The following is a 13,644-nucleotide window of genomic DNA, read 5'->3' as shown; positions in this document are numbered from 1 at the left end:
TTTACTTACTGCAAATCCCAAATAATGAAATTATTTCTAATGCCATCAACTCTATAGGTTTATATATTTTTTTTACAACATAGATGATTTAAATTAAGACTTAAATCTCACCAAAATAAAAAAATTCAGCGTTAAATAACGATAATCAGTTCAATTCAATAAATTTGTTAACAAACCACAAAAATGCTCACCCCACAATACTTGAAGTTAATTGATTCCCTATTTAGACTATAAGTACAAAAATAAAAACTCAAAAAATCACTTACCTCAAATTAATTAAAGATAACTTTAAATAATTATATTTTTTATAACTTAATGCTGTTTAAGCCTTTAATTTAGAGAGAACAGAAAGTATTTATGAATAATTTACATGGTTACACCATTGATGATAAATATATTTTCGAGGAAAACTCAAGTTTAATTTTCTTAAAACTTGATCGCAGTCAATATATTGAGTTATCAAAAACAGCATCTCGATTGTTCGGTGAGATTATTTCATTAAATCTGAAAAAAGGAATCGCAACACGAGATGAACTTCTTACTAATGTGTGGGAAGAGTACGGTCTTGTAGGTTCAAATAATAATTTAAACACTTACATCAGTGAAATAAGAAAAAAGCTTGAGCAGATTGGTATTGATCCTAAATCAATCGTGACGGTACCTAAAAAAGGGTTCCGCCTTGATAGTCATATTTCTATCCACGAAAATGAAATTATCGATAAAGATTTAGATAAGCAAGAAACTGAAATAAAATTTGGTCCAACTCCAGTCAATAAGCAAAAAATAATCACAGTACAAAATCATCAAGTTAAAAGTTCACAAATAAATAAAAAACCTATCAAATTGATATTACTAGCAATATCAACGTTAACAGTTTGTTACTTAGCCTATCTATTTATTTATAACTTAACACCTAAAGCTAATGCTACAAGTAGTTATTTAACTTTAAGTGCTCGGGAAAACTGTGTTATACAGACCCCCCTAGGCATGATAGGAAAGGTTTCAAATGAAAACATAAGCTTTATACAAGCCAGACTCGATAAATATAATATCTCCTGTAATGAACCAAAACGTATTATTCTTTTATCTAATTTAAATAGAACATATTCATTTGATAAAAATTTTTCCCTTAGTATCTGCAAAGAAATGAATAATAAATATGATTGTGTATCAATAAACGATCAGAGAATTTAAATGAAAAAATATATTATTGCCTCTATTCTTCTAGTCTCCACTGCATCAATCACTTCATATACCTTGAAACAAAAACAAAATGAGATAAAAATATGCCATTCTGAAATTGTTTGGATTAAAGATAATGGAACTCAAGATGGATTGAATATGAAATCAAAAGTTGCCATCCAATTAGATCAAGATAATCATGGCCGAATGAATTTATACGGTTATATTAAAAATAATGAGGTAACCTATCGTTTAGATAGAGCCGTTTACTTTGATTATCACGCCGTTGATTATAAAAATAATTATGTTATTAACTTTAAAACTTTGTCTATTACATCATCCGATAGTACACCCGAGTCCATTTTTTCCAAGTTCATTCAGTTAGAAAAAGATAAAATAAAATACTATGTCAATATTACTAAAATGGATGATAACATTTATATATTAAATGATGAAAGCTACTCTTCCTTTACCTGTAATATCAAGTAAAAAAAAGCCTACTAAATAGTAGGCAAAACCGTCAACATGGGAAAATGACGAATACAAAATATAGTTTAAATTATGGTATAGTAAGAACCAGTGTAATGCGGCCACTAAACTTCCCTGGAATAACAGTACCATTTGTTTTCAAAGTCGACTCTACACGCACAGGCCAAACTTTATTCTCTTGAACCGACTGTACAATTCCAATCGCTGCGGAACGGTTATTTAATGTAACATGTGATTTTAATGAACCATCTGGTCTTAAATTTACATCATCATATTGTAAGTTTGATGAGACTTTCACACTCATATCTTGGTTACAAATAACATAAAATAAGCTTGTTTGCATGTTGCCATTTAATTCATTAGCGTTTAATGACCCATGATTGAGTTCAAGTATACCTCCGTTACCATCAGGAGAAGTAAAGTAACATTTACCTGCTGGTGGCGGAGCAATACCACAAATTCCCCCAGGTAACATTGTTGCATAGCTTTTTTTCGCAGTTTCTCCTACAAAAATCCCCACACATTCATCAGTAGTGATCGAACCACTATGGCGGCTCTCTCCTCTACGAGGGAATGTCAACCCACACTGTGATTGTGCTGCTTCAATTATCGAAGCCATAGTAGGATAATTAGCAAAATTAATCCCACATGACCAATCAGCTCGGGAAGCTATTCCCCCTTTAGTTTTTCCTGAATGCAAATGGTTTATACTAAAATAACAATTCTTAGCCCCTTTGCTACCTAATACGGAAACACAAGGGTTCGGCTCCGTAGGTGAGTTTGCTTTCCAATAATCCATCTGATAGTAATAGGTATATCCATTTCCTTTTACTATATCTTCCACATATGAAAAATATGTTGAACCATAGCTTATTGATGTAATTAAAAAAAGAGGTATAAATAGTAATTGCTGTATTCTTTTTCCCATTTTAAATCTCTTTATAGTTGAATTAGAGGTTATTTCTATAAAAGTAGGCGTCTGAAAATAGAATTACTCATACTCAAATAAAAACGTAGCGATTGCCGAAATATGCCCGGTTTTAATTTGCTGGTTAGCAATAGAATCAGGTGTCGCTTTGAGAAAAGTATCAAACTTCAACTCATTTTTTCCTGACTGAGTAATAGGAATTAATGGAGAAACCTGATTGATTTTAATTTCCTCACCACTACTGAGCTTAAAACCAATGCCTAAGCCTGGATTAGATTCTGCACCTGTCAGGGCGATAAAACCTGGCATCTGACCATGTTCAGCCCCAGAAATTTTTACTTTCATTCTCTTTGCAATACTGAGATCACAATTAGATAGAGTAAGCGTCATTTCACGTCGCGGTAATTGATATGTTGGGTCATAAATATCCAGTAAACGGATATCACCAAAATCCACCTCAACATTCTTATTTTCAGGCAAAACCACACAAGGTGAGTTAACCAACCTTCCTTTTATTTTGACATTATTTGTTGCTGCTACAACAATATGGCTAGCTGTAAAGCTAAAAAATCCGATTAATAATAGCTGGTTGATTTTTTTCATTACTCGTACTCCACAACCATCGTTGCATTGGCAACAAAATCACCTGTTTTTATTTCATTATTTCCATTACGTATTAAAACAGCCCATAAAACGCCAGGAGAACTTGGGTCAATCAAATACTTTTTTCCAAGCTCTAAATCTTGGTCTGCTAATTGAAACTTAACAGCAAGATTATCGACCCCTGTACTTATTCCATTAAGGTCAAAAGCGCTTTTCGCACCATTTAATTTTAAGTACATGGCCCAATTATTTTTATTGTCACCGCATTGAATTTGGTAATTTACTTGTTTTTTCTGATCATTACCTTGTATCGATTTAACTGAAATAGTCTCGAAATCTACTTCAATATCTTTGCCATCATCAATGTGGCATGGTGGTGGCGTGATTAAATTACCTTTTATACTGATTTCAGTCTCATAATCCTTTGCATTTGAAACAAAAGGCAATGAGACCATCAATAAGACTGCACTCATAATCATTTTTACATTCAACATGTTTCAGTCCTTATTGATATTCCACTTTCAATGTTGCTGTCGCTGTAAAACTCTTTGCAGGAAGGTCTGTTCCACTTTTTTTAACTAATATCGCATCAAGCTTTGCAGGATTTGCAAAATTAAAAGAACGTTTACTTCTAAGTGGAAAATCTTTTGAATCTGCTGTAAAACGCACAGCCAAATTTCCAACGCTTGTTTTTAATAACCCCTGATCAAATGAAGATGAGAGTCCATCAATAAATATGTTTAATTTAGGTTTAATTCCATCCTTACAACTCACCGTATACTCTATGGGCTCTTTGTAAACTTCATCTTGAACACGAGTCGTCATAACATCGCCAAAATCTATTTCGATGGTTTGTCCATTATTGATTGTGCAAGGTTTGGATAAAACTTCACCTTTAATATCAATATATAAGAATCCTGAAAATCCAAATACATTTGATATATTAAAAGTCATTAAAACCCCCAATATCCGCATTACATTTTTTCTGGATATCATAAAATTAATGGACATAATCATTAGCCTTATTTTCTAGGTACTACGGAACATTCTGTTGCTTGACAACTAAATTTCAAATCAACCGCACCACCAAAATCATTAAGATAAACTAAGGTTGGCATAGAGCCTAAGCCTCCAGAAACCGTACCTAAACTGGATTCATCAAAAGGGGCTATCATGACCGGCTCAAAATTTGTAACGTCTGTATTACCTTTTTTCAATTTAGTAATTGATAAAAAATAAGGTGATGGGTTTTTTACTAAATAATCAGCACCACGCTTAACAATTTTTATATTATTTTCTTGTGGGATAAATTCCATACGCTCTTTTATCATTATCGTTATCGGTCGATAAAAAATCTTAATTTTTGTTTGTAATGCAATTTGTAGAACATTGGCCTTTTCGCTACGTGGTGGAATTTCCCTTACATTCAAATAATAGATACTTTCCCTGTCCTTTGGTAACTGAGAAATAGCCGGCAAAGATTGGATTTTAATTTGACTTTTAGAATTTGCTTCTATTCTATGAACCGGCGGAGTCACAATAAAAGGCGATGTAACTTTCTCATTATTATCATTTTCTATCCATGCTTGTGCTAAGTATGGGCTTGTTGAGTGTTCATTTGTAAGCCCCATACTCACCGATTTATCATTTTCATTATAAATAACACGAGTTCTATCAAGCGCAATAGCCGCATAAGCCGATTGCATTAATAAAAACAAACTCATTACTGTTACTATTTTAGCATTTAGACTTATATTCATATTTTCACCGTTGACGTTAATACATTACTTATAATTATTTGCATGGTAATAATATTATTTTTTCCATGCCAATTTCTATTTTTTCAGGTATTTGAATATGACATGATGATTTATCACCCCATTTAACTTTAAGGATATCTGATTGATTAATACCTGCTAAATAAACAAACCCATTATCTGATACAATTCCAACTTCAATATTTTTCTCATTGATAACGGATGATCCAAAAGGTGGATAACTATTATTTTCTAAACTGATAGTTCCTAATATTTTTTCACCTTTAATCACATTGAATTTCCGATAACCAATCGCCCCCTCAGTTAAGGTTGCATATTGGTTTGAATCCAATGCTTCGGCATTATCCGGTATGCTATTTATATCAATCCGTAAATTATTACGGTTGAAATCCATGATACTCGTGATAACAGCCTTACCATAACGATTTGTTTTAATGGGTGTTACTCCAGTTCGAACAGGGATCCCCTCAATACCATTCGTATCGATTAAGACTCTTGACCCTCCATTTATTGAGGTATTACGATGCAATGCTCCACCTTCTGGAGTAACTGTTAGCCCACCTTTTAGTTGCATAGATAATGCAGTTTGATTGTCCTGAGTGTACGTTCCATTGATATTAACTTGTGCTGCATCACCATCATAATTATACATACCTGATGTCGTTACTTTATTTTTATCCCACGTTCCCGCAGAAATAGAATATGTGCTTCGCTCATTAATACGGTCATAGTAATTGACATTATGACTACTATTACTAGAAAATGAGCCTGAATAACTAATACTTGCTTGATTATCATTTAATGGCACATTTAAATTTAAATAAACGCCATTATCATCATTTTGATGAGATTTGGTTTTATATGCAGTTAAACTTAAGCTTAAATTTTTTATTTTCCCTATATCAAAATAATTAGAAACCGTTAGGTTATATTGGTCAGTTGAAGAACGGTTCCAATAAGTTTGATGCGAGTAATTTAAATACATATTTGTATTATATTCAGGAAACGCCGTGCCAAATATAATGGTATATAATTCTTTACCACTATCCATCGTGCTATCATTATAACGCCTATCAATAAATTGACTCATATTCATATAGTTTCTTTCAGAAAATCGATAGCCTGCAAATGTAATTTGGCTATTGATATCATCGAACTGTTTAGAATATGTTAAATTATAGGAGTTCCCTGTCAAAGTACGATGATTATCCGCTCTTCCCATCTCCGCTCTAGATACACTAATATTACCTGAAAGCACACCAAATGGAGCGAAATCACGCCCTATCCCTAACGCAATATTTTGATATTCTGAAGAACCTAAAACCCCACCATAAACAGTCGTGTTATTTGTTGCTCCCCACGATAAAGAACCTAAACTAAATACAGGCCCTTGAGTACTATGCTCATTTTTACTTGGCTTACCCAAAACAAGTTTATAAATAAGTTGCCCCGGTCGCGTTAATGTTCCCAACCTCGAAGTTTCAACTTTATAATTTGTGACATTACCATCCTGTTCTTGAACAGAGACGTCTAATGTCCCTCCTCCAAAAGAGTTAACATCCTGAATTCTAAATGGACCAGGGCTTACTTCTGTCTGGTAAATAATTCGGCCATCTTGTTTAACAATCACCGTTGCATTTGATTTTGCAACTCCCGCAATTTCAGGGGCATACCCCTGTAAACGAGGTGGAAGCATAGATTCATTAGTTTCTAAGCTCGCTCCCACATAACGTATGCTATCGAATAATTCAGAAGATAAATATTGCTCACCAAATGTTAAGCGTGAATTTAACGCTCGAATTGCGCGATACAGGTAAAGTTGGTTCCATGACCATGATTGGCCACCTTTATTTAACTCACCCTTTTGAGTCTGCCAGTCTGCTCTAACGCGCCATGCACCGATATTTGTCCCCATGGTTCCTGTCGCAGTAATACCAGACTCAGTCCCTTTATCACCAGTACGCTTATTAACAATACGCCCAGTTGCATTGTAATCAATAAACGCACCTAAAATACCATCATCCCAACGAGATGGAGGATCCCAATTAGGGTCTTGATACTCCATAAATGCTTGAGGAATTTTTATATCGACATTATTTTTTGCTAAGTCACCCTGAATACTCATATCAGGAATAGAACGAATATCTAAGCATTGGTCATTATGCAACCACGTTACTTTTTTACTCCAATTACTTTGTAAACCGAGTTGCTTATAAAGCTCTGGTGTAATACATGCAAGAGATATTTTATCGTCATAATCAGGTGTAAAAAAAATAATAGGTTGCTCCATAGAAATTTTAACTCTATTAACAGATACCGCTAATGAGTAATTTCCAGGAGGAATATAATTTGCGTGAGAGAATTTACTGAAGTCGACATTTTCAGTGCTGTCTGTTTCAAGAAAGTCCGTGTTAAAATCAATAGCCTCTTCGGAAAATACAAACATCGGCGTTAATATTAAAAGCATTAATTTTGTAATTAAATTGAGTCTTATGCTTTTCATTTAATTATGCGCCTATCAAACAAAGTAAAAAGGTATAGAAACATATGGCCTTCCATACGCCACATGTTTCTATTTATCTAACTCAAATAAGTCTTATTGATATACGATTTTGAAGTTAGCAACAGTATTGAAACTACCCGTTGTTGCTTTAGCGTTAGCATCTTCATTACCTTTAACATATGCTGCAAAATGTAGGGTTGTTTCTTTGCCATCTCCTGCATTTAACGCATAACCGTCACCAGTACCTGGGAATGCTTTACCAAATTCAACAACTTTGTCTGCACCGTTAGTAATTACGATACCTGCGTTTTTAACTTTTCCGCCTAAACCAAGTAATTCACCTGTAAAGCCTTGGAATCCAGAGATTGTTGGACCAGTAAACGTGATTTTTGCGTTTTTGTAAGTTTCAGTTGAACAATTTTTCAATACGATATCGAAATCTTTGCTGTCTGAACGATATTGGTTTGATGTCAGTTCATGTAATGCGATTTCACCAAACTCAACTAGTTGTTTTAGGTTATTTGCATCAATTGAACATGGAACATCGTTAATGAAACCAGTGAAACGGATTTCACCTTGTGAGCTTTCTACTGTTTTTGCTGGAACGACAGGATCTTCAGCTAATGCAGCTCCAGAGAAACCAATCCCAAAACCAATAGCTAGAGTTAATGCTAATTTATTCAATTTCATAAACATTTCCTTAAATAAGTAGGAAGGATTTTCCTCTTTCTGATTTTTATTGATAATTTGCGCTTATCAGTAAAGTTTTTCAGCACTCCAGCTTTATAAACTTCTTTCAGATTAGAGGGTTATATATAAATAAGGTCCTTCTCATTTATCATCTTTTTTAAAAACGTAAATCCATTACACTAGTTTTCTTGCTTTTTAATTAACAACTCAATTTTCGCTGTAACTTTTAAAAATTGACGTAGAAAACTAAATGAATATTTATACATACGCTTCAATTCTTTCTGATGTCAATTCTACAATCTCAATATATATTGTCAAAAATAACACTTAAGATGAGTTTATACAGAATAATAACCCTATACTCACTTAAATATAAAATAAAAAACCAAAACAACTCATTTATATATAAATCAAATATGTCATTTAGGAAAATTTATATAAAACCTTCACTTTCTATTTATAAGATTTTCAAAATATTTCATAATAAACAAAATTAGCCACTAAAATATAAAACTATACAGCAGAGGAAATTAATATATTTAATCTATAAATAGTAACTTAATTGAACAAAATCCAAGGGAAAAAAATTTTATCACTCATTTATAGGAAAAATAAAATTTCAGATAAGATAAATCTTAATTAAAATTTATATCAAAAGGTAACACTTAGTTTCAAAGAATTGTTTTAGACTAGTTACTCTTTTAAAAATTAAATGTTTAATTTTTGTTATTTATATATTGATAATGCTGTATATAAAAAATATCTTCTTTATCTCCTTCATGAGTTATAAATTTTATTTTTCATTTTTTTATCTAACAAAGCTTAGCTAGATAGCTGTCTTCATCCTTTCACTTTTTCTTTTCAAGCTATTTCAGTCAGAAAACTATGATAAACTTGTTACCATAGTTGATACTTTGTTTTCGAAGTTGGGGTCAGTAAAATGAAAAAAATGAATGAAGATAAGATACTGGTAATGGCAGAACGCATTTGCCAGTCAAGAGGCGTTAGATTGACTCCACAGAGAGAAACTGTATTACGCCTTATCGCGCAACAACACGGTGCTATCAGTGCCTACGATTTATTAGACTTATTACGTGAAGTTGAACCACAAGCAAAGCCCCCTACCGTTTACCGTGGGCTTGAGTTTTTAATGGAACAAGGCTTTATTCATAAAATAGAGTCAACCAACAGTTATGTCGTTTGTCACCACTTTGATAACCCTAGCCATATTTCAGTGATGTTAATTTGTGACCACTGCGGTAGCGTAACTGAAAGTGATTGCACAACCATTGAAGCCGCTATTATCAGCCTAGCGGAAACCAACCAGTTCCGTTTGCGTCATACTGTGGTTGAAAACCATGGCTTATGTAAAAACTGTGATGAGATTGATAGCTGCCAAGATCACGCACATTGCCACCATGACCATCAACAGCCTATTACTACAAAGAAAAAGTAATAAATAGAAGTGGTAGAGTTAACGGTGTTGCTTATATAAGAAAAGAATATTCGATGAGATGCAAAGAAAAGAGACAAAAGAAAAGGAACAAGTAAAGCAGGCAGATCTCTACACATCAATTTGAAATCTGCCAGCAATCATTGAATTATCAAACAAGCAGCGTCAACTTACCGCTTACCAACCTGATAATTTAAGAATTAATACCAATCACTATTGCGGATCACGCCAACCGCTAAACCTTCAATTGTGAAGCTTTGTTCGCGTAAATCGACAATAATTGGTGCAAATTCAGGATTTTCAGCAATTAACTCAACACGATTACCTTGCTGTTTAAAGCGTTTAACAGTCACTTCATCATCAATACGCGCAACAATCACTTGGCCATTGTGTGCATTTTGTGTTTTATGAACCGCTAGTAGGTCACCATCCATAATACCGATGTCTTTCATCGACATACCATTCACACGTAATAGAAAATCTGCGTGAGGTTTGAAGAGTTCTGGATCAACTTGATAGTGACTTTCGATATGTTCTTGCGCTAATAAAGGTTCGCCAGCGGCAACACGCCCAATCAAAGGTAGCCCTTGATCATCAGCTTCTTCTTCAAGAAGCAAGCGGATACCCCGTGATGCCCCAGAAACAATTTCAATTACACCCTTGCGAGCCAAGGCTTTTAAATGTTCTTCTGCCGCATTAGGCGAACGAAAACCCAGGCTTGCTGCTATTTCAGCACGTGTAGGAGGCATACCCGTCTGCGAAATGTGATCACGCACCAGATCATAAACCTGCTGTTGTCGAGCCGTCAGTGCTTTCATTCCGTTCCCCTGTTTGTTTATACAGTCAGACTGTGAGTATATACAGGTAAATGAAGATTTGGAACAGTTAAATTGCTGAATTTAGGCATTTGTTATCGATTGACTTCTTTTTCGACTTTAAACTGTTTTTATTAACTAGCTGGCAAAATAACGTTGCCATAAAACCAGAGCCCAAATAAAAAGTGCTAAACCAATACTGACAAACACTGCGGCAGAGCCTATATCTTTCGCGCGGCCTGAAAGCTCATGGTATTCACTACCAATACGGTCAACAACGGCTTCTACGGCACTATTTAATAGCTCAACAATCGCCACCAGCACCACTGAACTAATTAGCAGTATTCTATCTATATAACTGATATCTAAGAAAAAGGCGATAATAATCGCAATTACTGCTGTAACAGATTCTTGACGAAATGCCGCTTCGTTTACCCAAGCGGCTTTTAGCCCTTTAAGGGAATATCCCGCGGCTTTAATTACACGGGTAAAGCCCTTAGTTTGACTTGCCATATTTATTCCTTAAAAAATACAAACAATAATCGATTTTTACGGTCAAAGTGAATTGTCAGTAACAGATCTGCCAGTAGATTTCTGGTATGATTGCGCAGCATTGTTAACAAGAGGCTATAATCATTTATGTCACTATGGCGTAAAATATATTACAACACGTTGAATTTACCACTTAAATTATTGGTAAAAAGTAAACTAATTCCATCGGACCCCATTGCAGAGTTGCAGCTTGATACTAACAGGCCAACACTGTATGTATTGCCTTACCACTCTAAGTCCGACCTCCTAACGCTACGGCATCAATGCTTGGCTATCGGTTTACCTGACCCTTTGGTTGATAACGACATCAATGGCACTAAGCTCCCTGCTTATGTGTTTATCGATGATGGCCCTCGCGTATTTCGCTATTATTCACCGGACCCGCGTAAAGATTCCGTCAAAACATTCCATGCTTATTTAGATTTGCACAAAAACAACCCTAATCTAGATATTCAAATGTTACCCGCGTCTGTAATGTTCGGGCGCTCTCCTGGTCGTGAAGGGCATACCCCTGCACCACCACTGAAACTATTAAATGGGGTGCAAAAGTTTTTTGCTATCCTGTGGTTAGGTCGTGACAGTTTTGTTCGCCTATCGCCACCCGTTTCTATTGGGAAAATGGCTCAGGACCACGGTACTGACACCATTATTGCCAATAAACTGGCACGTGTCGCCCGTATTCACTATTCACGCCAGCGCCTTGCTGCGGTTGGCCCGAAACTGCCGGCACGCTATGAACTATTCAATAAGCTTCTGACCTCAAAAGCAATTGAAAAAGCCGTCGAAGACGAAGCACGCAGTAAAAAAATTCCATTGAAAAAAGCGCAGCAAAACGCAGTGAATATGATGGAAGAAATTGCTGCGAACTTCTCCTATGAAGCAGTGCGTTTAACTGACCGTGTGCTCAGTTGGACATGGAACCGCCTCTATCAAGGTATTAACGTGCAGCATGCTGAGCGCGTTCGCCAATTAGCGCAAGATGGTCATGAAATTGTGTATGTGCCCTCCCACCGAAGTCACATGGACTACTTACTGCTCTCCTATGTTCTTTACCATCAAGGTCTCGTTCCACCGCACATTGCTGCTGGTATTAACCTAAACTTCTGGCCTGCCGGTCCGATTTTTCGCCGTCTTGGCGCATTTTTTATCCGCCGTACTTTTAAAGGCAACAAATTGTATTCCACGGTTTTCCGTGAATATTTAAGTGAACTGTTTGCTCGTGGTTACTCTATCGAGTATTTCGTTGAAGGTGGGCGCTCCCGAACAGGCCGTTTATTGCAGCCCAAAACCGGGACACTATCAATGACGCTGCAAGCCATGCTACGTGGCGACTCACGCCCTATTACTATTGTGCCTATCTATATTGGCTATGAACACGTAATGGAGGTAGGGACCTACGCAAAAGAACTGCGCGGGGCAGAAAAAGAGAAAGAAGGTTTATTTTCCATGATCCGCGGGTTGCGCAAACTGCGTAACTTAGGTCAAGGGTATGTGAACTTTGGTCAGCCAATTTCTCTTTCTCATTATCTGAACCAGCGTGTCCCAGATTGGCGTGACTCAATTGATCCAATTGAGCCACAGCGCCCATCGTGGCTAAACCCAACAGTTAGCTCGTTAGCGGATAACATTATGGTAAATATCAATAATGCTGCCGCCGCTAACGCGATAAATTTATGTGCAACGGCTTTACTGGCCTCACGCCAACGTTCATTAACACGTGAACAACTCATTGAGCAAGTGGAATGTTACCTGCAATTATTACGTAATGTGCCGTATACGCCTGATGCGACAACGCCTAATAAAACGCCGGAACAACTGCTCGAACATGCATTGCAGATGGATAAATTCGAGGTAGAAAAAGACAGCATGGGGGATATTATTATTCTTCCTCGCGAAAATGCCGTTTTAATGACCTACTACCGTAACAATATCCATCACTTACTGGTACTACCGTCATTAATAACCAGTATTGTGCTGCATCATGAACGCATCAGCCGTCAAGAAATTTACTATCAAGTGAGCCAAATCTACCCGTTCCTAAAAGCAGAATTGTTTATGCGTTATAACGATGAACAGCTGCGTGAAACGGTAGATACTCTAATTGATGAACTAAATAATCAAAAGCTTATCTGCTTAAGAGACGACGATATGGTAGTGTTGAACCCACGCCGTATTCGCCCATTACAGCTCTTAGCAGCAGGTGTCCGTGAAACACTACAGCGCTACGCAATCACGTTGTCATTACTCAATGCCAGCCCTGAAATCAGCCGTAATACGTTGGAAAAAGAAAGCCGCATCCTTGCTCAACGCCTTTCTGTGCTGCACGGTATTAACGCCCCTGAGTTCTTTGATAAAGCAGTGTTTTCAACTCTCGTTGAAACGCTTAGAGAAGAAGGCTATATCGATAATAATGAAAACGATATTTTTACCACTAACGCCAAGAAGCTGTATGCAGTCCTTGTGCGCCTAATGTCCCCAGAAATTCGTTTAACCATTGAAAGTGTTAGCCAAGCTGATGAATTTTCAGAAGAAAAGAAAGAAGCAATACCCGAGGTAACGGCACAAACTACTGAGCCAGAAAAAGACTAGTTCGGTTTTGTAAAGCCTATAAAGCAAAAAGGTAATGTTTTTCAACATTACCTTTTTTGTTG

General features: G+C 36.0%; 13 protein-coding genes. 4 read left to right on the top strand and 9 right to left on the bottom strand.

The genetic code is table 11. From position 1 onward, the window contains the following. Positions 1–357 precede the first annotated feature (357 nt). Both ACPEH5_RS15645 and ACPEH5_RS15640 read left to right on the top strand, forming a co-directional pair. Positions 358–1,194 (top strand): winged helix-turn-helix domain-containing protein, encoded by an 837-nt coding sequence (locus tag ACPEH5_RS15645; RefSeq protein WP_129466976.1) that lies wholly within the window; start codon positions 358–360, stop codon positions 1,192–1,194. Next, complete coding sequence (locus ACPEH5_RS15640) at positions 1,195–1,671, top strand: FidL-like protein (RefSeq protein ID WP_129466974.1); 477 nt, start codon at positions 1,195–1,197, stop codon at positions 1,669–1,671. It begins immediately after the preceding gene. A gap of 70 nt (positions 1,672–1,741) precedes the next feature. Here the strand turns inward: ACPEH5_RS15640 and ACPEH5_RS15635 are convergent, their stop codons facing one another. The 7 genes from ACPEH5_RS15635 to ACPEH5_RS15605 all read right to left on the bottom strand — a co-directional run bounded on the left by ACPEH5_RS15635 (position 1,742) and on the right by ACPEH5_RS15605 (position 8,173). After that, on the bottom strand, positions 1,742–2,599 hold the full coding sequence (locus ACPEH5_RS15635; RefSeq protein WP_042848508.1) for a hypothetical protein: 858 nt from the start codon (positions 2,597–2,599) through the stop codon (positions 1,742–1,744). Positions 2,600–2,662: 63 nt separating this feature from the next. Continuing rightward, complete coding sequence (locus ACPEH5_RS15630) at positions 2,663–3,202, bottom strand: fimbrial protein (RefSeq protein WP_042848509.1); 540 nt, start codon at positions 3,200–3,202, stop codon at positions 2,663–2,665. Further along, the gene (locus ACPEH5_RS15625; RefSeq protein ID WP_042848511.1) at positions 3,202–3,696 is read right to left on the bottom strand and encodes a fimbrial protein; all 495 of its coding nucleotides are present in this window, start codon (positions 3,694–3,696) and stop codon (positions 3,202–3,204) included. Before ACPEH5_RS15625 ends, ACPEH5_RS15630 begins: the two co-directional genes overlap by 1 nt. 10 nt (positions 3,697–3,706) lie before the next feature. Continuing rightward, the gene (locus ACPEH5_RS15620; RefSeq protein ID WP_226693422.1) at positions 3,707–4,156 is read right to left on the bottom strand and encodes a fimbrial protein; all 450 of its coding nucleotides are present in this window, start codon (positions 4,154–4,156) and stop codon (positions 3,707–3,709) included. A 68-nt stretch (positions 4,157–4,224) separates the two neighbouring features. After that, on the bottom strand, positions 4,225–4,962 hold the full coding sequence (locus ACPEH5_RS15615) for a fimbria/pilus periplasmic chaperone (protein ID WP_071547649.1): 738 nt from the start codon (positions 4,960–4,962) through the stop codon (positions 4,225–4,227). Between the two features lie 34 nt (positions 4,963–4,996). Beyond that, a complete protein-coding gene (locus ACPEH5_RS15610; protein ID WP_166696955.1) occupies positions 4,997–7,483 on the bottom strand; it encodes a fimbria/pilus outer membrane usher protein in 2,487 nt (828 codons plus the stop codon). Between the two features lie 93 nt (positions 7,484–7,576). Next, on the bottom strand, positions 7,577–8,173 hold the full coding sequence (locus ACPEH5_RS15605; RefSeq protein ID WP_042848515.1) for a fimbrial protein: 597 nt from the start codon (positions 8,171–8,173) through the stop codon (positions 7,577–7,579). A gap of 940 nt (positions 8,174–9,113) precedes the next feature. On the opposite strand from ACPEH5_RS15605, the gene zur reads away from it, so the two are divergent. Next, entirely contained in the window at positions 9,114–9,629 is a 516-nt protein-coding gene (gene zur, locus ACPEH5_RS15600) for a zinc uptake transcriptional repressor Zur (protein WP_042848516.1), read from the top strand. A 197-nt stretch (positions 9,630–9,826) separates the two neighbouring features. On the opposite strand, the gene lexA is transcribed toward zur, so the two are convergent. Continuing rightward, positions 9,827–10,444, bottom strand: coding sequence for a transcriptional repressor LexA (gene lexA, locus ACPEH5_RS15595; protein ID WP_042848518.1), 618 nt, complete (start codon positions 10,442–10,444; stop codon positions 9,827–9,829). Positions 10,445–10,579: 135 nt separating this feature from the next. Beyond that, on the bottom strand, positions 10,580–10,954 hold the full coding sequence (locus tag ACPEH5_RS15590; protein WP_210815379.1) for a diacylglycerol kinase: 375 nt from the start codon (positions 10,952–10,954) through the stop codon (positions 10,580–10,582). A 126-nt stretch (positions 10,955–11,080) separates the two neighbouring features. Here ACPEH5_RS15590 and plsB point away from each other — a divergent pair, with 126 nt between their 5' ends. Then, entirely contained in the window at positions 11,081–13,582 is a 2,502-nt protein-coding gene (gene plsB, locus ACPEH5_RS15585; RefSeq protein WP_042848520.1) for a glycerol-3-phosphate 1-O-acyltransferase PlsB, read from the top strand. Positions 13,583–13,644 lie beyond the last annotated feature (62 nt).

Source organism: Providencia sp. NPDC089933 (assembly GCF_049545585.1).
GTDB classification, from domain to species: domain Bacteria; phylum Pseudomonadota; class Gammaproteobacteria; order Enterobacterales; family Enterobacteriaceae; genus Providencia; species Providencia huashanensis.
This window is presented reverse-complemented; position numbering and strand designations above follow the sequence as displayed.

Excerpts from the sequence above, each read along its gene's own strand:
- ACPEH5_RS15635 (WP_042848508.1), bottom strand. The coding sequence starts at position 2,599 with ATGGGAAAAAGAATACAGCAATTACTATTTATACCTCTTTTTTTAATT.
- ACPEH5_RS15645 (WP_129466976.1), top strand. The coding sequence starts at position 358 with ATGAATAATTTACATGGTTACACCATTGATGATAAATATATTTTCGAG.
- ACPEH5_RS15640 (WP_129466974.1), top strand. The coding sequence starts at position 1,195 with ATGAAAAAATATATTATTGCCTCTATTCTTCTAGTCTCCACTGCATCA.
- zur (WP_042848516.1), top strand. The coding sequence starts at position 9,114 with ATGAAAAAAATGAATGAAGATAAGATACTGGTAATGGCAGAACGCATT.
- ACPEH5_RS15610 (WP_166696955.1), bottom strand. The coding sequence starts at position 7,483 with ATGAAAAGCATAAGACTCAATTTAATTACAAAATTAATGCTTTTAATA.
- ACPEH5_RS15630 (WP_042848509.1), bottom strand. The coding sequence starts at position 3,202 with ATGAAAAAAATCAACCAGCTATTATTAATCGGATTTTTTAGCTTTACA.
- ACPEH5_RS15605 (WP_042848515.1), bottom strand. The coding sequence starts at position 8,173 with ATGAAATTGAATAAATTAGCATTAACTCTAGCTATTGGTTTTGGGATT.
- lexA (WP_042848518.1), bottom strand. The coding sequence starts at position 10,444 with ATGAAAGCACTGACGGCTCGACAACAGCAGGTTTATGATCTGGTGCGT.
- ACPEH5_RS15615 (WP_071547649.1), bottom strand. The coding sequence starts at position 4,962 with ATGAATATAAGTCTAAATGCTAAAATAGTAACAGTAATGAGTTTGTTT.
- ACPEH5_RS15620 (WP_226693422.1), bottom strand. The coding sequence starts at position 4,156 with ATGACTTTTAATATATCAAATGTATTTGGATTTTCAGGATTCTTATAT.
- ACPEH5_RS15625 (WP_042848511.1), bottom strand. The coding sequence starts at position 3,696 with ATGTTGAATGTAAAAATGATTATGAGTGCAGTCTTATTGATGGTCTCA.
- ACPEH5_RS15590 (WP_210815379.1), bottom strand. The coding sequence starts at position 10,954 with ATGGCAAGTCAAACTAAGGGCTTTACCCGTGTAATTAAAGCCGCGGGA.
- plsB (WP_042848520.1), top strand. The coding sequence starts at position 11,081 with ATGTCACTATGGCGTAAAATATATTACAACACGTTGAATTTACCACTT.